Source organism: Paenibacillus sp. tmac-D7, assembly GCF_006519665.1.
GTDB classification, from domain to species: domain Bacteria; phylum Bacillota; class Bacilli; order Paenibacillales; family NBRC-103111; genus Paenibacillus_G; species Paenibacillus_G validus.
The window spans coordinates 1-18,296 of the sequence record NZ_VIDW01000069.1; the positions used below are offsets into that span (position 1 = coordinate 1).

The following is an 18,296-nucleotide window of genomic DNA, read 5'->3' on the forward strand; positions in this document are numbered from 1 at the left end:
CGGCGCGTTCGCCGTTACTTTGATTTTTTGGAGCCTTTATCGCTGGTGCGGGTCGTCGTGTTCTGATTGGCGTGACCTTGTTGCTTGTCGGACATCGGGAAAACACCTCCTCAGGCGATGTGCTGGTTCAGCAGCATTCGTATTATGCGTTTCGCTTGCCGTTTTATTCGAAAAGAGCGTTTTTTTTCTATATAAACGGGAAAAAACCTCTGTTTAAATTAGGTCGTATGTTCTATTATTAGGAATAAAGAACTATTATTGTATATATTGATCTTAGTACGGAAGTGTGACGCCAACCAGGGGAAGGATGCCGGGATATGACCATGTTAAAAGTTGCGAACTGCCCCAAATGCGGTAAAGTGTTTCAAATGAATTTGCGAAGCCTCTGCCAAGGCTGCCAGCGCGAATTAGACAGCGAGTTTGATCAATGCAGCGCCTACCTGCGGGATAACCGGAAAGCTTCGACAGAGGCGCTCAGCGAAGCGACAGGCGTTCCCGTGCAGCGTATTTACACGTTTATTCAAGACAACCGGCTGCCGGTTTCATTTTACCCGGGCCTGACCTATCCTTGCAAATCTTGCGGTTCGCCGATTCGTCAGCAGAAGATGTGCACGCCGTGCCGGGTTCGGATCATCTCCGACGTGAAGGATTTGGAGAATCGGGAGGCAAGAGCCAGAGACAGGGGTGCCGGGTTCCAAATTCGCGAACGATTTTCCCGGGTCTAGCTGAATAACAATCGAACACGCTCTGTCCCCGGACAGAGTTTTTTGTTGCTGTTCGGAGCACTTTGTCGTTTTGTGCAAGATGTGCTAAAATGTCTAAGGAGCCGGATGAGCGTCCAACAGGAATAATTTTGTCACAAATTTTTCACCTGAAGGTCGTCAAAAGGCATGTGTAAAGCGGTACGGATTATGTACAATAAGCCTATATGTCATAACGGTCTTAAAGTAAGGGGGGAATACCTATGCAAAAGTGGATCATGTTTTCACTGTTCATCGTCGCCTGTCTCCTCGGTACGGGAGTATTGTTCCAAAATATTTCGGTGCGTCAAGCGGAGATGGCGAAGGAAGAAGCAGCCGGTCCTACTTTGAAATTCGTGGCTACGAACTACAAGTTCGACCAAGCGGAATACAAAGTGAAAGCCGGCGAGAAAGTGACTGTCTCCTTGTTGAATAAGGAAGGTCTGCACGCGATGGAAGTCGTGGGTACAAGCGTGAAGCTCGATAACAACACCAAGTCGATGGAATTCACGTTCGACAAGCCAGGCGAGTACGAAGTACACTGCACGCTGCCGTGCGGTCCGGGTCACGCCGACATGAAAACCAAATTGATCGTGGAGTAATCCGCTTACGATCAACCGCTTATCAGGAAAGAGGAAGCTTGCGGCCACGGCCGGGCTTCCTTTTCTTTTTTTGCCGCGCGGCCTATAATACAGGGAAAACGATTCGATTTGGCGAAGGGGTGCTGGTCAATGAGGACAGTCGATATCATACATAAGAAAAGAAACGGGGAAGCCTTGTCGCGTGAAGAAATCGATTTTCTGATTGCCGGGTATGTGCAAGGCGACATCCCGGATTATCAGGTATCGGCTTGGGCGATGGCCGTTTATTTTCAAGGGATGAACGCGCGGGAAACGGCGGATTTAACGATGGCGATGACCCGTTCGGGCGATCAGGTCGATCTGAGCGGCATACCGGGCCTTAAAGTCGACAAGCACAGCACAGGCGGTGTGGGCGACACGACGACCTTAATCGTAGCCCCGCTAGTGGCTGCGGCCGGCGTGCCGGTGGCGAAGATGTCGGGCCGCGGCCTCGGGCATACGGGCGGGACGGTCGATAAGCTGGAGGCGATCCCGGGCTTTGCGGTCGAGCGGACGAAGGAGCAGTTTCTGCAGCAGGTGCGCGACATCGGCCTTGCGGTCGTCGGTCAATCCGGCAATATGACCCCGGCGGATAAGAAGCTGTACGGACTGCGGGACGTGACGGCGACGGTAGATTCGGTCCCATTGATTGCAAGCTCCATCATGAGCAAAAAAATTGCCTCCGGCGCCGATCGCATCGTACTGGACGTGAAAACGGGCCGGGGGGCATTCATGAAAACGTTGGACGATTCGATCGTCCTGGCACAGGCGATGGTCGATATCGGCACGGAAATCGGGCGGGATACCTTGGCTGTCATTACGAATATGGACGAACCGCTCGGACCGTCGATCGGCAATGCGCTTGAAGTGCTGGAAGCGATCGAGACGCTGCGCGGCGAAGGTCCTGCGGAATTAACGGAGCTGTGTTTAGTGCTGGCCGCGCATATGATTGTGCTTGGAGGCCAAGCGTCTTCGTTCGCGGAAGCGAAGGACACGGTGGAGCGGCTGCTGCACAGCGGCGCCGCCCTGGAGAAGCTGCGGCAGTTCATTGCCGTTCAAGGCGGGGACGCTGCCGTGGTGGATGAGCCGCAGCGGCTGCCGCAAGCGGCTTACCGCGTCGCGGTGCCGGCCCCGCAGGACGGCTATGTGGCGCGAATCGATGCTGAATCGCTCGGCGTGACGGCGATGATGCTCGGCGCCGGTCGTGCCACCAAGGAGGACCGGATCGACTTGGCCGTCGGCATAAAGCTGTTCAAGCGCGTCGGCGACCGGGTGAAAGCGGGCGAGCCTATCGCCGAGCTGTATATGAACCGCAGCGAGCCGGAGGAGACGCGGCGGATGTCCGAGCGCACCGTATCGGCGTTCGCCTTCTCGGAAGCGCCGGTAGACCGCTTGAAGCTGATTTATGCCGTGGTTACGAAGGATGGCGTGCGTTATTTGTAAGGGGAAACTCCGGGGCCGGTTCCGGCTCATCGGCAGGGTACATCCCGATTCCACAACAGAAAATGGGTTCTTTAAGAGTCCGGGCTGATTTTGCCGGGCTTTTTTGTTCGTTCATGGAATATTTCTCCGAAATAAAGTCAACAATGATTACCAGCACTTTCAAAATTTGCTTCCTTCAGGAGGGGTAGAACAGGTTATGACGAGCAAATGGTTCAAAATGGTCATCAGCACCTTGTTGATGCTGATGCTGGCTGTGCCGACGGCATGGGCCGAAGAGAAACCTGCCGAGAAGCCGGTGGACTTGGCGCCGAACGCTGCTTCCGCCGTTCTGATCGACGTCGATACGGGTACGGTTATATTCGATAAAAACAAAGACGCCAAGCTTCCCCCGGCCAGCATTACGAAAATTATGACGATGCTGCTCATCATGGAAGCGCTGGATCAAGGAAAAATTAAAATGGACGAAAAAGTACGGACGAGTGAATATGCGGCCTCCATGGGCGGATCGCAAATTTTCCTTGAGCCGGGCGAAGAGATGACCGTTCAGGACATGCTCAAGGGGATCGCGATGGCTTCCGGCAATGACGCCTCCGTGGCCATGGCCGAGAAAATCGGCGGTTCCGAAGAAGCGTTCGTACAGATGATGAATGCCAGGGCGAAAGAGCTAGGTATGAACAACACGCACTTCGTCAATCCGAACGGATTGCCTGCGGATAATCATTACTCCTCGGCTTACGACATTGCCTTAATGTCGCAAGAGCTGCTGAAGCATGAGGAAATCACGCAATTTACCGGTCAGTATCAGGATTACTTGCGCAAAGAGACGCCGAAGCCGTTCTGGCTCGTAAATACAAACAAGCTCGTTCGATTTTATACCGGGGCGGACGGTTTGAAAACCGGGTATACGAGCGAGGCGAAATTTTGTTTGTCGGCTACGGCCAAAAGAGACAATCTGCGCGTCATATCGGTCGTCATGGGCGAACCGAACACCAAAACGCGGAATGCGGAAGTCACGAAGCTGTTCGACTTTGCGTTCTCGCAGTATACGAATCTGCCGATTTACAAAACGGGCGATACGATCGGCGAAATGAAAATCGCCAAAGGCGAAACGCCGGTGATCCCGCTGACGGCCAAGCATTCGTACTCCCTGCTGCTGAAGAAGGGCGAGGCGGCGGACGGCATCCGTCATGAAGTGCAGCTGCTCCCGCAGCTGAAGGCGCCGATTACCGTCGGACAACCGATCGGCAAGCTGGTCGTGTACAAAGGCGACCGGATCCTGAAAGAATTTGAGCTCGAATCACCGGTCGCGGTCAATAAAGCGGGATGGTGGACGCTGACTAAACGTACGGCCAAACGATTGTTTTTCTTCGATTAACGATTAACGAAACCTTCAACGAGAATCCCCGCACAAGGAGCAGATAGATGCCGGCGGGGATTTTGTTTACATCGGTGCACTTTCTGTCGCTTTACTACTAGTTCTGACGTATTTCTTCTAGTTTTGTCGGGGGGGAAGGAAATGGTTTCCTCCGCGTAGAAAAGAGAGGTTATGAACGGGAAGGAGTGAACAGCGTGAGCTTACAAATCGAACTGGAGCATTACCGCAACGCTTTGATTGTCCGGCTTACCGGTGAACTGGATCATCACACCGCCGATACGGTAAAAGCGAGGATGGAGGAAGCGATTCTAAGAGGTCACAGCGCCCATATCATCCTTAGCCTGAAGAACTTGACATTCATGGACAGCTCCGGACTTGGGGTCATCTTGGGACGGTACAAGCAGATTACGGGCCGGGGCGGCAAGATGGTCGTCTGCGACGTCAATGCGTCGGTGTATCGTTTGTTTGAAATGTCGGGTCTTTTCAAAATTTTGTCCATCCAGGAAAATGAAAGACAAGCGATCCAAAGTTTGGAGGTCGTATCATGAGTGAACGCAATTTCATGAAACTGCAGTTTGCCAGCCGCTCTGAGAACGAATCGTTCGCCCGCGTCACAGTCGCCGCTTTCGTCTCCCAGTTGGATCCGACTCTGGAGGAGCTGACCGATATTAAAACCGTCATCTCCGAAGCGGTGACGAATTCGATTATTCACGGATATGACAATCGCCCGGACGGTACGGTAACGATTACAGCCCAGATCGACGGTGACACGGTGTTCATCTCCGTCGAAGACCAAGGGGCCGGCATTGAAGATTTGGATTTGGCCAAGCAGCCGTTATATACATCCAAGCCGGAGCTCGAGCGCTCGGGCATGGGATTCACGATAATGGAAAACTTTATGGACGAAGTCGAGATCACAAGCGAGCTAGGCGCCGGCACGTCTATCCGGATGAAGAAGCGAATCGAGTCGAAAAAAGCATTGTTCAATTAGGGGTCTGATGATATGGATGTAGATTTGAAGCATGCCTCCCACAGCTATTTGGACGATTCCGAAGTCAAGCGTCTGATCGCGTTGAGTCAATCCGGCGATGCGCTCGCGCGGGAGACGCTTGTCAATTGCAACATTAGGCTCGTCTGGTCCGTCGTTCAACGCTTCTTGAACCGGGGTTATGAAGCCGAAGATCTGTTTCAAATCGGCTGCATCGGATTGTTGAAGTCGGTCGACAAATTTGATTTATCGTATGACGTGAAATTTTCTACCTACGCGGTGCCGATGATCATCGGCGAAATTCAACGGTTCTTGCGCGACGACGGCACATTGAAGGTAAGCCGCTCGCTGAAGGAACTGGCGAACAAAATCCGCAAGACGAAGGATGAATTGGCCAAGCGCAACGGCCGTCTGCCGACGATCAAGGAAGTCGCCGAAGAGCTGGGCATTTCGCCGGAGGACGTCGTGTTCGCACAAGAGGCCAACAAGCCGCTTTCTTCGATTCATGAAACGGTGTTCGAGAACGACGGGGATCCGATTACGCTGATGGATCAGATCGCCGACGAGGGCCAGGAGAAGTGGTTCGACAAGCTGGCCTTGAACGAAGCGATCGGGCTGTTGAGCGAGCGGGAACGGTTGATTGTATATTTGCGCTATTTCCGCGATCAAACCCAATCGGAAGTGGCAAGCAGGCTGGGCATCTCGCAGGTGCAGGTATCGCGCCTGGAGAAGAAAATATTGCAATCGATCAAAAATCAGATCGCCCAGTAGCGAAGCGCGCAGCAAAAAAGGAGCGGCATGAGCCGCTCCTTTCGTTTGGGGAACCAAGATGGCGCGTCCGGTGATCTTTCCTTGATGAAGCAGTTTGAGTACGTCATGGAGTGGAGGATGACTTTCCCGCGGGCATGGAGCTCCCTTAACGGATACAGCTCGTTGTAGTTTCCGACCAGGCTGCCGACGATACGGATACCGCGCTGCTTTCAATGGTAGAGTCCTCCGGATTCGATGGTTCTGTATGGTATCGCGTTTGAAACAAATCCTGGCAATAGTGCCCGTTAAACTCCATACTTAGGCGGGTCCGCCTTGAGGCCAGCAAATAATCGGGAAAACCGTCCAAGTCCAAGGGTTGACCGTCGGGCTGGATGAAAGCAACACTTTCCGGATCGTTGACATACCCGAATTCCTCACGAATGCTAAAATAGCGTTCGGCCAGCGCCTTCTTATCCGACTTCAAAGCAAGATGGTCCGCTACGTCGCGAAGGGTCAAATTCAGAATCGCTTGATGATCGAATCCTTCTCGAATGAAGTGCTGGAGCAGCTTTTCTTGACGGACGATGAAAGCTTTAACGCGAAACGTTCTGCGCAGTCCGTCCAGTTCTCCCGTTGCCATATCCGGGAACGCTTCAGCGAACGATTTGCCCGTATTCACCCCGTCGTTGACTTCGGCCGAGGCGCAATGGTCTTCAAGGCTGACGATGATGGATTTGACCCGAGGAAGCTCTCCGACCCGGTCGCGGATGTCTTCCGCCATCATATAAGCGAAGTTCGTCGAACACCAATAGGTGGGCAGACGGAATGACACTTTGACATGAGATTCCTCAATGATTACTTCGTTGATAAAGCCTAGCTCGGGCAGCGATTGATCAAGTTCCGGGTCAATGACTAAGGCTAACTTGGCAAAGACTTCTTCTTTCTGCTGCATAACTGCTCCTCCTCATCACGATGAGCTGTGCACAGCGAACTGGTCATTCGATAGTTTGGCTTTCATAGCTTCAATATCGATACCGTATAATCGGGCGGTGTTCTCGGCCAAAATTTTCTTTTTGACCGCAAGACTTAACTGAGCACCGGTTTCTTTCTGAAGATCTTCCGGAAGTTCAAAGTCCATGAATTTCTCAACGAGCCAGCCCGGTTCCCAAAGCGCATAGTCGCTTCCAAATAAGATTCTGTCCTCACCAACCCAGAAGAGCAGTTCACTGATGATTTCCGCAAAATACCGGGGGCGGGAATGAAGGAATGGCATGATGACGGCTAAACCCGCGTAAACATTGGATTCTTGTGTGGCGATCCAACAAAAATCCTCGATTCGCGGAAGACCGCAGTGTTCTACGATAAAATTTAAACCTTGGAAGTTAGAAGCCGCTTCATCGATATCCGCCACATCAAACGCGTCTTTGTTAAGCGGGGTAATCGTAGGCCCTTTGTGAATGTGAATATTGACAATGCCAAGCTTCTCGCATTTTTCCAGGTACCGTTCTGTCCAGGGATCCGTTAGTTTGTAGCCTTTGGAAGTACCCCGCCATTCGGCTGTATATAATTTCGCTCCAATGATGCCGTGGGTTTCAACTAAATAATCAAGATACTCAAGTCCCCGTTCCCCATCGCGCGGGTCAAAAGAACCGTTGCTGATAAAGCGCCCGTCGTATTGCTTGGCGAGCAACGCGTTTTTCTCAATATCGCCGAATGGTTCTTTATAAAAATCGGTTAAATAAACCGGCTGAAAAATCGCCATGTCTACATGACCTTTCACAAACATATCCTGAATCAGCGTATCGGCATCGTATTTCTGGAATTTTTCTTTCGGCCATCGATACTCGACCGGACTATGTTTCTTGTGGTAGTCATAAAAGCAATTGATAAACTCAGCGCCGTGTCTGTTCCGCTGGTTTTCTGTACTTCCGTTCCACAGCGCAATGTGACTGTCAATAACGAAAATTTCTTCACCGTTTGCTGCTTTAATCATGCTTATCAACCTCCAGGAATGAAATGATTAAACAAGAGCCGGCTATCGGTTTACCCTCGAAGCAAACGAATAAATTCCCTCATATAACCAGGATGATCGATCCAGGCGCGGGACGTTACGAAATTGCCGTCCACGACAACCTCTTCATCTACAAATGTAGCTCCGGCCGCGATCAGATCAGGCTTCAATGACCAAAAGGCAGCGCATCGACGCCCTTTCAAGTGACCGAGCGGAAGGAGGGCCAAGGCGGCATGACATTCAAACGCTAACGGTTTACGGGTTTCCACAAAATGATTCACCAACGGAATGAATGCGCTGTCATTTCGGATATGCTCAGGTGCGCGTCCGCCGGGTATAACGGCACCATCGTAGCGCGAAGGGTCGATTTCACTAAACGCAAAATCAGCCTGCACCCGATACCCGTATTTTTCCGTAAACGTATCGATGCCGGGTTCAAAATCATGGACGACGGTTTGGATCAATTTTTGGGTTGGTGCCGCAATGTCAACAGTGTAGCCTTCCTCCTTAAGACGATGCAGCGGATACAGCACCTCTAACGCTTCTGCCATATCTCCTGTGAGAATCAACACGTTCTTCGCCACTTCTTAAATCCTCCCTTTTCACATGAATCAATCTTATTTGGTTCGGACGAGCCTCTGTTGAGGATGGTACGATCCGACATCGATATTCTTAGCAAAAATCATGCCAAAACAAAGTCCACTCCTCAATTTTTAATAATTTCTAAATAAAAAGAGGGGACGTATACGTTTTTTATCCATCGGATCAGGGGTCATGCACAGGTTGATCGAGAGCTTCGGCCAGTCGCAAATGTCGCAAAGAAATGCGACTGTTGCAAGAAAGCGACAGTATTGCGACAGTTCGTTCAGCGGTTTCCTGGTCATGCGCCCGGACAGATTGACATATACGCTGCAGCTGGTTTATTTTATATTTATACTTTGTCTAAATCATGGGCAGGCTCTTGTGCTGTTTTGCCCATTGGCTGGTATTCGTTAATTTTTAGGTAAATAAGAAAGCGATTACAATAATAGATTGAAAATCCCCCGCCGCTGTACGACATCCATCTGAGGAAACTTTATTCCATGGCTCTGGAGGTGTTTGGTATCATGAATCCCCATCTTTCTTTAAATGCATGGTCTTCTCCGGATTTCACAAGATCGAAACTGGAGTCGGCATGGAACAGTTTTATGATCCAGGAGCCTTTGAACCTGGATATTCGGCCTTTGGTTATCGATTCATGGCGCCGGTGCCATACCAAGGGTCTCCATCCTTTCCAATCCCAATCATCCATTCGTTTATCTGAGGGTCATATTCAACAATATTTGTTAAATGATCCGCTGATCTTCGAAATCGATCCCATATTGAGCGAATTAAAGGAACTGGCGAACGATTGTGGACATTTAGTGGTGTTGACCGACCCGCAAGGAACGATTGTAAAAATTGACGGGGACGCGCAATTAAGAGATGAAGCTGAAAAAATGAATTTCGTTATCGGATCGTCTTGGGCGGAGGATAGTGCGGGCACTTGCGCTATCGGCGTATCCCTCATAAGTCAGAGCCCTGTACAAATATTTGCCGCCGAGCATTACTGCAGCGATGTGCATCGGTGGACTTGCTCCGCAGCGCCGATCCGCGATCCGGCCTCCCGGCAAATTCTTGCGATTCTCGATTTGACAGGACCGTGGCAGTTTGCCAATCCCCATACGCTTTCTGCGGTTGTTGCAGCCTCGCGGGTCGTTGAAGAACGGTTGCGGCACAAGCTGGAATCCGAAAGGGCTAAAGTCATGGAATACGGCCTGGATGTGATATCTCACAGCCGCAATACGTATATCGTTGCTCTGGATCGAGGGGGGAACGTGATTAAAGCATCTCCCAAAATGGTTGAGTGCGGTTGGATTGACTCCGGCAATCGTATGGTGGGCAGTCCGGTCAAATCCTTAAACAGGCTGGCTTCGGAATGGAGCTGGGAAGCCGAAGGAAAAGACGGAAATTGGCTTTTTACGCTTCGTCCCTGTATCCATCAAGGCCGAACTATCGGAGCCATCGTTCAGGCTGTACCGCCAAGCCATAAAGGGCGTGCCGCCAAGGCCATTTCAACCAAATATTCATTTCATTCCATCATCGGCTCTTCGCCTAAATTTCTTGCTGCCGTAATGGAAGCGAAGAATGCTGCAAGAAGCGATTTTCCGGTGTTAATTGAAGGAGAAAGCGGAACAGGCAAAGAATTATTGGCGCAGTCCATCCATGGGGGGAGCTATCGGGCAGAAGGGCCCTTCGTTGCTGTGAATTGCGGCGCTATCCCTAAAGAGCTGGCCGCCAGCGAGTTTTTTGGTTATGAGAGCGGTACGTTTACCGGAGCAGCCAAAGAAGGGCGGGCGGGGAAATTCGAACAAGCCGACGGCGGCACGATTTTTCTCGATGAGATAGGGGAATTGCCGCTCGATTTACAGACTCTTTTGCTGCGGGTTTTAGAGGAGCGGGAAATTGTCCGCTTGGGCGGTAAGCAGCCGATTCAAGTCAATGTGCGAATTATTGCCGCCACGAATCGAAATCTATATGCGGATGTTGAGAGCGGCAAGTTCCGCCGGGATCTGTACTATCGTTTACATGTCTTGTCGCTGCGGGTGCCTCCTTTACGTGAAAGGGAGGGGGATATATCGACGCTGTTGAAACATTTCCTGCACAAGGCCTGTCAGGAGATCGGGCAATTGCCGGTTCAGGTCGATGAGGAGGCGATGCGGGCTTTGGAGAATTACCCATGGCCCGGCAACGTTCGCGAATTGCGAAATGTAGCTTACCGGATAGCTGCCCGATCGGCAGGCAGCGTCGTGCATGTGTCGCATTTACCGGAGGAAGTTATCGGAGGCAGGATGAACCTGACTTCAGGTAAACAAGGCTTTTCGAATTTAAGGCGTATCGGGAGAAATCAGGAAATAGAGCTTATTCGTTCAACGCTTGAAGAGTTCAATGGAAACGTATCGAAAACAGCGGCAAAGCTAGGCATTCACCGAAGCACCATTTATCGAAAACTCGGTCGGGATCTGAACCATGGTTCCTCGCAAGGAGAAAACCTATGACGATGAGCAAAGTAAGTTACATCCCCAGCATGTCAAAGCCAAACAACTGATTCGAGACGGCTTGATTGGCGAAGTCAAATCGTCCGTGGACTGCAGCTCCGAAATGGCGATGCGAAATGAACTTTTGAAGTGGCGGGAACAAAGGGCGTATTGAAACTTCCGTTCGCATTCCGACCTGATTGGACTGGCGGCGAGGGGATTATTTAGCTTCAAACCGAACATGCCAAGACGGAAATAACGATACAAGGCGACCGGAATTCAGCATGTATCGAAGCTCATTCCAACTGTATCTTGCAGGGTGCCATACTTGCCCGGACTTATCTTAGTTTGCACAATGAAGGACCTGGCGGAAAACCGTCAGGTCCTTCTTCGTTTATTCGCCCGGTATGGACGCTCTTCAAAGAAACCTCGACTTTCTATGCCCGGGATCGAATGTCGTCGCGGAACAGCAGTCCGATGCAGTACAACCCCGACAATCCGACAAGCGTATACACGATTCGGCTCAGGCCGGAAGACTCGCGATGAACGTCTCCCCCCAGCAGGGCCGTTACCAGATCCCATTCGAATAATCCTACCAACAGCCAGTTCAACGCTCCGATAATGACGAGTGTCAGTGCCGTTTTTGTCATATTCAACACCATCCTTAGTGAAGTCATGTGTGTGCTGTAGCTAGCTTCTGATCTTACTTTTCCTAGGAATCCGGCTAGGTATACATCAAGAGGCGGGGGATTTTTTTCCAATCGGAGAGGTGATTACCGGAAGGATTTCCTATTCATACTATCCGTATATGGTCCAAGGGAGGTCCAAATGCGATGCTACAGCGTACTTCTCCGCCATCTCTCTATATCCGGCTGCGCCGATCGCTGCGCATCAGCAGGGAGCAGTCGGTTCTGCTCGGGCAGGTCGCTCAGTTGTTGGCGCCTCCCGAATACGAACAACAGCTGCTGAAATTGGAACTGTATCGACCGAAAGAGTACGACGGAAGCCTTGTGCTGATCGATATGATGCTGATCGTCAGGAAAGTGAAGGAGTTATATCCCTGGATGCAAGTCGAGCATTTCGGCGAGCCTCATACGTTAGTGGAGGTGCGCGACAAAACGAAAGCTCCAAGCATGCTGCTTATTATTTTGGTATGGCTGCTGCTGTTCATCGGATCGGGGTTGGCGATTATGAATTTTCATGCGGACGTCAGCATGGCGGAAGTTCACCGCCATATTTACAAGCTGCTGACGGGCAAAGAGAACGTTCACCCGCTGCTGCTGCAAATTCCATATTCCATTGGGATCGGGATCGGGATGATCGTGTTTTTTAATCATTTGTTCAAAAAAAAATTCAACGAAGAACCGAGTCCGCTTGAAGTAGAGATGTTCATGTATCAGGAGAACGTCAACCAATACATCATCACGGAAGAATACGCCAAGCTGAATCGTGAGGCGAAGGATGACGTATCCAAGGCGGATAAGCCATGAGCGAATGGGCAGGGGGGCTTGTACTTGCTTTCATCGGCTTAGCCGGGGGACTTGCCGTCGGAAGCGGGATGGTCGCGTTTCTCGTTGTGCTCGACATCATTCCGCGACTGGCCCAAATTACGCGTTCCTATCGGCATATGAGGCGATATGAAGGAGCGGTTGTGATCGGTTCCTTGTTTTTTACATTCACGGATTTCTTCGAATGGACCTATGGGTTGTTCCCGATGGCCGCAGCCTTCTTCGGCTTGTTCGCCGGTTGTTTCGTCGGTATGCTGGCCGCCGCTTTGACGGAAGTCATTAATGTGCTCCCGATTTTGGCAAAACGCATCGGGATGGAAGCCTATATGATATGGCTGCTGATGGCGATGATTTTCGGGAAAGTGCTCGGTTCGATCATCGATTGGATCGGCGTACTGAATTAGAAGAAACGGCCGACAGGCCGGTTCCGCAACGTATTCATGTGGAAACAGGAGGGTGAAGCCGCTATGGTTCGTCACAAGGGATTCAAAAGAGCGAGATTGATGAAGGGAAGCCCGACCGGCTCGAATCGGCCGGAACAGGACGACAAAAAAACGGATGCGCGCGATCCGAAGCTGGTGATCGATGAAGAAGGCAGCATCATCGGATATGTACAAGAATCGGGGCCATCCGCTGGAAAACCGGGCTCGTCCGGAACGGACGGCGGGTACGAGGCGGAAATCAAGATGTCCGATGAAGAACGCGAGCTGAAAGAGGATACGAACATCTCCCAAGATTTCGACCGCTTGAAGCGGCAGCTCGAAGAGCGGGTCGGCTTAAACAAAAGCTTCGACGTGGTGTTTCGAGAGATGGTATTCGGCGGCCAGAAGACGGGCATTTTTTACTACAACGGCTTCGCCAAGGACACGGTGTTAACAGACATTTTGACGCGTTTGTCTTATGCCGGCGAATCTCACCGGGAGGGCGAAGCGGGGAAGCACGAGAAACGGCGCACGCTCCGCGACGATGCGCCGGAAACGGATGCCCAGAAGGATGAGCGCGGCGGCCCGGAGAAACTGAACGTCATCGAACTGTTCGATCATGCGCTAATTCCGCATATTCAGGTCAAGAAGACCCGGGACCTGAAAGAAGCCGTCGACAATGTCATGATGGGCGGCACGGCGTTTTTCTTCGAAGGGGAGAACGAAGCGGTGCTCGTCGATGCGAAGAACTTTCCGGTCCGCTCCACGGAGGAACCGGACCTGGAACGCGTCGTACGCGGGTCGCGGGACGGGTTTGTCGAGACGCTGCTGACGAACGTGACGCTGGTGCGGAGAAGGCTGCGCGACCCGCGTCTGAAGCTGGAGATTACGCAAGTCGGCAATCGGACGCAAACCGATGTTTGTATCGGATATATTCAGGATATATGCGATATGGATTTGGTGGAGTCGGTTCGCGACAAGATCAAATCCGTGAATGTGGACGGCTTGCCGCTTGCGGAAAAACAGCTGGAGGAAGCGATTATCGGCAAAGGCTGGAATCCGTATCCGATGGTGCGATACTCCGAGCGTCCGGACGTCGTCGCCGCGCATATGCTGGAAGGGCACATGGTCGTCTTCGTGGATACGTCGCCGTCGGTTATGATCTTGCCGACGACCTTCTTCCATCACGTGCAGCACGCGGAAGAATACCGGCAGACTCCGCTCGTCGGCTCCTACTTGCGCTGGGTGCGTTTCATGGGAATCGCCGCATCCTTGTTCCTGCTTCCGCTATGGTTCCTGATCGTCACCTCGCCGCAGCTGAAGCCGGCCGGATTGGATTTCATCGGACCGCAAGAAACGGCAAAAATCCCGTTGATCCTGCAGTTTCTCATTGCCGAACTCGGGATCGATCTGATGCGGATGGCCGCTGTCCATACGCCGACGCCGCTGGCTACGGCGATGGGGCTGGTGGCCGCGATCCTGATCGGCGACATCGCTGTCAAAACCGGGCTGTTCGTGAACGAGGTCATCTTGTATCTGGCGGTAGCGGCCGTCGGGACGTTCGCGACGCCGAGCTATGAGCTAAGTCTTGCGAATCGGCTGGCTCGTCTCGTGCTGCTCGTCTCCGCCGCCATCTTCAAGGTGCCGGGGCTCGTCATCGCTTCGACCCTGCTGATCGCCATGCTCGCGATGCAGCGTTCCTACAACACGCCGTATTTATGGCCGTTCTTGCCGTTTAACGGCAAAGCGATGTACGACATCATGGTGCGCCGGCCTTTCCTCTCTATGAGAACGAGGATGAGCCTGACGAAAACGAAGGACGGCACGCGGCAGCCGCAATCTTGAAGTGTGACGCATTCGAAGGGATGAAACGCGTTATTCAGGCTCGCCCGGGCAGAAGCCCGCGGCGGGCTTTTTTTGCATGTTGTGTATTTAGAGCGTATTATGATACTTTAAAGGTAGGAAGCAAGGACGGCGCAGCCGTTTATCTGGGGAAAGAGGGAGTCATACGCGATGTATTTACACGGCACGAGTACGATTAACGGACAAGGTCATCTCGAAATAGGAGGCTGCGATACGGTCGACCTGGTCGGCAAGTTCGGTACGCCGCTGTACGTCATGGACGAGACGCTTATCCGCAAGCGCTGCCGCGAATTTGTCGAGGCGTTCCGGGCTTCGGGACTGCCGTTTCAAGTGGCCTACGCAAGCAAAGCGTTCTGCGTGATGGCCATGTGCCGGATTGTGGAAGAAGAGGGCATGTCTTTGGACGTCGTTTCGGACGGCGAATTATATACGGCGCTACAAGCGGGTTTCCCGGCTCATCGTATACATTTTCACGGCAACAACAAGACGCCGCATGAAATCGAGATGGCGATCGATGCAGGCATCGGCTGCTTTGTCGTCGATAACTTCGTCGAGCTGCATATGCTCAATGCGATTGCCGGCGAGAAGTGTCATAAGGCGAACATTTTGCTCCGCATCACACCGGGGGTCGACGCGCATACGCACGAGTACATTTCTACCGGTCAAACAGATTCGAAATTCGGCTTCGACTTGCAGAACGGTTCCGCCAAGCAGGCGGTGAAGGAAGCGGCCGCATTGCCGAACGTCGAGCTGCTGGGCGTTCATTCGCATATCGGTTCGCAAATTTTCGAGGTCGGGGGCTTCAAGCTGGCCGTGGAGAAAATGACCGGCTTCGCCGTCCAAATGCGCGACGAGCTGGGCGTTGTTTTCAGCGTGCTCAATTTGGGCGGCGGCTTCGGTATTCGCTACATGGAAGGCGATACGCCCCTGCCGGTGGCGGAGTACGTGCGGGCGATCACCGAAACGGTACGCGACGAGTTCGGCAAGCACGGCTATCCGCTGCCGGAAATTTGGACGGAGCCGGGCCGGAGCATCGTTGGCGATGCGGGGACTACGCTGTACACAGTGGGCACGTACAAGGACATTCCGGGCGTGCGCAAATATGTGGCCGTAGACGGCGGTATGACGGACAATCCTCGTCCGGCGTTGTATCAGGCGGAATACGAAGCGATGCTCGCCAACCGCGGGAATGAAGCGAGCGAGGAAGTCGTATCGATCGCGGGCAAATGCTGCGAAAGCGGCGATATGCTCATCTGGGACGTCCGCTTGCCGCAAGTGCGCACCGGCGACTTGCTGGCCGTTGCCTGCACGGGCGCCTACAACTACGCGATGGCCAGCAATTACAACCGCATCCGCCGTCCGGCGGTCGTGTTCGTGAAGGACGGTCAAGCGGACGTTGTCGTGGAGCGCGAATCGTACGACCATCTGATTCAGAACGACGTCGTGCCGTCCCGCATGAAGCCGGTCACGAAGACAAGATAAGAAGGGGCCGTTCGGCGTTGCGGCCGAGCGGCTTTTTGCGATGCAGTGAACAGCTATCGACGAGCGTCGGCGCGTCATTTGCCGGTTTTAGGACGGCTCGAAGCAAACGGTGGAACTCCGGTAGTTTTTTTGTCGAATTATCGTTTGATGCCGGCGATATCCGGGAAAGCTCGAATAGGCATCCTCGATTTATATGCAGATTATATGCAGACATTTTCCTTTCGCATGTCGATGTAGTAAAATAGTGGAGACTCGTGCCCGCGCGGTGTAGGCGGGTATCGATCATTCGGCATGAAACGATACAGCAAACAAAGGAGCGAACTTCTCATGGCTAAACAAGCAATCATTAAATTAACCGATGGTAACGAAATAGTACTCGATCTTTTCGACAAGGACGCCCCGAATACGGTAGCTAACTTTGAGAAACTGGCCAATTCCGGCTTTTATAACGGCACGGTGTTTCACCGCGTGATCCCCGGCTTCGTCGCGCAAGGCGGTTGCCCGAACGGAACAGGCACCGGCGGCCCTGGTTACACCATCAATTGTGAGATTAACCCGAACAAACATGAGCGCGGAACGCTCGCAATGGCGCATGCGGGACGCAACACCGGAGGCAGCCAGTTCTACATTTGCTACCAGCCGCAGCCGCATTTGGACGGCCAGCATACCGTCTTCGGTAAAGTGGTTTCCGGTATGGAGCATGTGGACAGCTTTAAAGGCCGCGAGAAAATGGAAAGCGTCCAAGTTGTCGAGATATAGGCTCTTGTCCAACCAAGTCTAGACAAATCCTGCTTCAACGGTTATACTGACACTTAAAACTAAAACTGCATAGCTGAACCTTCGGGGCAGGGTGAAATTCCCTACCGGCGGTGATGTGCGGCGGCTTCGGCCGCTGCCTCAGTCCGTGACCCGTGCTCTTCGTCTGAAGAGCCGGTGGACTCGGTGTAATTCCGAGACCGACAGTATAGTCTGGATGGGAGAAGGGGATAGCGGGAATCATTCGATGCTGCGTTTGCCATGCGCTTTCTTTCACAAGCGCGGGATGCGAACATTTATTCACGATGGATGCGAGAGCGTTTCAGACCTTGTACGTACGCCGCATTCGGCCTGCGATAAACTTGGCCTTGTTCGCGTACGAGGCGCGCTTCATTGCATTTGCACATCCGGCTGAAACGCAGGCTGTAGCGTATAACCTCATTGCGGCGGTTTGAAGTCGCAGGGTGGATATCCGAATCAAGTTCCCGTGTCCAAACTTAGCAATCCGCTTCTCACAAGCCCCTTTTTGCCATGCAAAAAGAGGCTTTTTTGCATGTTCGGCCTTTGCAAGTCAGGAAAGGAGATCTGCGATGACGGCCGCGCTATTGAATGACGAATACTATATGCGGCTGGCGCTGCAGCTGGCGGGGGCCGCTTCCGGCCAGACCGGCATTAATCCGGTCGTCGGCTGCGTGCTCGTCAAAGACGGACGCATCGTCGGCATGGGCGCCCATCTGAAACGGGGCGAAGCCCACGCCGAGGTGCACGCGCTTAACATGGCCGGGGCGGAAGCCGAGGGCGCGACCGCATACGTGACGCTGGAGCCGTGCAGCCATCACGGCAAGACGCCGCCCTGCAGCGACCGGCTCATCCGCGATAAGGTGAAGCGCGTCGTGGTCGCCGCGACCGACGATAACCCGCTCGTCGCGGGCTCGGGGCTTGCGCGCTTGGCTGCGCACGGCATCGAGGTGACGACCGGCGTGCTTGCCGCAGAGGCGCGGGCGTTGAACGAGGCGTTCAACAAATACATCGCGACGGGCCGGCCCTTCGTAACCGTCAAGAGCGCCAGCACGCTGGACGGCAAAGTCGCCGCGAAGACGGGCGACAGCAAGTGGATTACGGGCGACGCTTCGCGTGCCCAGGGCCACCTGCTGCGCCACCGTCACCAGGCGATCCTGGTCGGCATCGGCACCGTGCTGGCCGATGACCCCGCCCTGACGACCCGGCTCGAGGTGCCGGGTCTGAACCCGATTCGCGTCGTCGCCGACTCGACGCTGAGGCT

At 53.0% G+C, this 18,296-nt stretch carries 18 protein-coding genes and 1 riboswitch; of the genes, 14 read left to right on the top strand and 4 right to left on the bottom strand.

Going from position 1 to position 18,296, the window contains the following annotated elements; translation table 11 throughout:
* The first annotated feature begins 317 nt into the window (after positions 1-317).
* The 7 genes from FKP33_RS25310 (at position 318) to sigF (ending at position 5,937) form a co-directional block, all read left to right on the top strand.
* Entirely contained in the window at positions 318-725 is a 408-nt protein-coding gene (locus FKP33_RS25310; protein WP_127605434.1) for a flagellar protein, read from the top strand.
* Between the two features lie 239 nt (positions 726-964).
* Positions 965-1,342 carry a cupredoxin domain-containing protein gene (locus FKP33_RS25315; protein ID WP_054795174.1) on the top strand — a complete coding sequence of 126 codons (378 nt, stop codon included), beginning with the start codon at positions 965-967 and terminating at the stop codon, positions 1,340-1,342.
* Positions 1,343-1,471: 129 nt separating this feature from the next.
* The gene (locus FKP33_RS25320; protein ID WP_127605432.1) at positions 1,472-2,803 is read left to right on the top strand and encodes a pyrimidine-nucleoside phosphorylase; all 1,332 of its coding nucleotides are present in this window, start codon (positions 1,472-1,474) and stop codon (positions 2,801-2,803) included.
* A 196-nt stretch (positions 2,804-2,999) separates the two neighbouring features.
* Complete coding sequence (locus FKP33_RS25325) at positions 3,000-4,178, top strand: D-alanyl-D-alanine carboxypeptidase family protein (protein WP_127605430.1); 1,179 nt, start codon at positions 3,000-3,002, stop codon at positions 4,176-4,178.
* A 194-nt stretch (positions 4,179-4,372) separates the two neighbouring features.
* Positions 4,373-4,726, top strand: coding sequence for an anti-sigma F factor antagonist (gene spoIIAA, locus FKP33_RS25330; RefSeq protein WP_054795173.1), 354 nt, complete (start codon positions 4,373-4,375; stop codon positions 4,724-4,726).
* On the top strand, positions 4,723-5,169 hold the full coding sequence (spoIIAB, locus tag FKP33_RS25335; protein ID WP_127605428.1) for an anti-sigma F factor: 447 nt from the start codon (positions 4,723-4,725) through the stop codon (positions 5,167-5,169). Before spoIIAA ends, spoIIAB begins: the two co-directional genes overlap by 4 nt.
* Before the next feature lie 12 nt (positions 5,170-5,181).
* The gene (gene sigF / locus FKP33_RS25340) at positions 5,182-5,937 is read left to right on the top strand and encodes an RNA polymerase sporulation sigma factor SigF (protein ID WP_054795171.1); all 756 of its coding nucleotides are present in this window, start codon (positions 5,182-5,184) and stop codon (positions 5,935-5,937) included.
* A gap of 145 nt (positions 5,938-6,082) precedes the next feature.
* On the opposite strand, the gene FKP33_RS25350 is transcribed toward sigF, so the two are convergent.
* From FKP33_RS25350 to FKP33_RS25360, 3 genes are read right to left on the bottom strand one after another with little or no spacing between them, the layout of a single operon-like run.
* The gene (locus FKP33_RS25350; protein WP_141336680.1) at positions 6,083-6,868 is read right to left on the bottom strand and encodes an iron-sulfur cluster assembly protein; all 786 of its coding nucleotides are present in this window, start codon (positions 6,866-6,868) and stop codon (positions 6,083-6,085) included.
* Positions 6,869-6,883: 15 nt separating this feature from the next.
* Entirely contained in the window at positions 6,884-7,909 is a 1,026-nt protein-coding gene (locus FKP33_RS25355) for an amidohydrolase family protein (protein ID WP_127605424.1), read from the bottom strand.
* Between the two features lie 50 nt (positions 7,910-7,959).
* Complete coding sequence (locus tag FKP33_RS25360; protein WP_127605422.1) at positions 7,960-8,511, bottom strand: DJ-1/PfpI family protein; 552 nt, start codon at positions 8,509-8,511, stop codon at positions 7,960-7,962.
* Between the two features lie 522 nt (positions 8,512-9,033).
* On the opposite strand from FKP33_RS25360, the gene FKP33_RS25365 reads away from it, so the two are divergent.
* Positions 9,034-11,004: a sigma-54-dependent Fis family transcriptional regulator gene (locus FKP33_RS25365; RefSeq protein ID WP_141336681.1), complete on the top strand. Its 1,971-nt coding sequence runs from the start codon at positions 9,034-9,036 to the stop codon at positions 11,002-11,004.
* A 416-nt stretch (positions 11,005-11,420) separates the two neighbouring features.
* On the opposite strand, the gene FKP33_RS25370 is transcribed toward FKP33_RS25365, so the two are convergent.
* Positions 11,421-11,633, bottom strand: coding sequence for a DUF378 domain-containing protein (locus FKP33_RS25370; RefSeq protein ID WP_054795166.1), 213 nt, complete (start codon positions 11,631-11,633; stop codon positions 11,421-11,423).
* A 183-nt stretch (positions 11,634-11,816) separates the two neighbouring features.
* Between FKP33_RS25370 and FKP33_RS25375 the strand changes: the two genes are divergently transcribed.
* From FKP33_RS25375 to ribD, 6 genes are all read left to right on the top strand, one after another.
* Positions 11,817-12,473, top strand: coding sequence for a stage V sporulation protein AA (locus FKP33_RS25375; protein ID WP_127605418.1), 657 nt, complete (start codon positions 11,817-11,819; stop codon positions 12,471-12,473).
* Positions 12,470-12,895: a stage V sporulation protein AB gene (locus FKP33_RS25380; protein ID WP_127605417.1), complete on the top strand. Its 426-nt coding sequence runs from the start codon at positions 12,470-12,472 to the stop codon at positions 12,893-12,895. Before FKP33_RS25375 ends, FKP33_RS25380 begins: the two co-directional genes overlap by 4 nt.
* A gap of 63 nt (positions 12,896-12,958) precedes the next feature.
* Positions 12,959-14,758: a spore germination protein gene (locus FKP33_RS25385; RefSeq protein WP_181410281.1), complete on the top strand. Its 1,800-nt coding sequence runs from the start codon at positions 12,959-12,961 to the stop codon at positions 14,756-14,758.
* Positions 14,759-14,926: 168 nt separating this feature from the next.
* Complete coding sequence (lysA, locus tag FKP33_RS25390; RefSeq protein ID WP_141336683.1) at positions 14,927-16,258, top strand: diaminopimelate decarboxylase; 1,332 nt, start codon at positions 14,927-14,929, stop codon at positions 16,256-16,258.
* Between the two features lie 327 nt (positions 16,259-16,585).
* Positions 16,586-17,017, top strand: a complete 432-nt coding sequence (locus tag FKP33_RS25395; RefSeq protein WP_054795164.1) for a peptidylprolyl isomerase — start codon at positions 16,586-16,588, stop codon at positions 17,015-17,017.
* Between the two features lie 73 nt (positions 17,018-17,090).
* A riboswitch (FMN riboswitch) is annotated at positions 17,091-17,247 on the top strand.
* Positions 17,248-17,604: 357 nt separating this feature from the next.
* A partial coding sequence (gene ribD, locus FKP33_RS25400; protein WP_141336684.1) for a bifunctional diaminohydroxyphosphoribosylaminopyrimidine deaminase/5-amino-6-(5-phosphoribosylamino)uracil reductase RibD occupies positions 17,605-18,296 on the top strand: 692 nt, incomplete at its 3' end.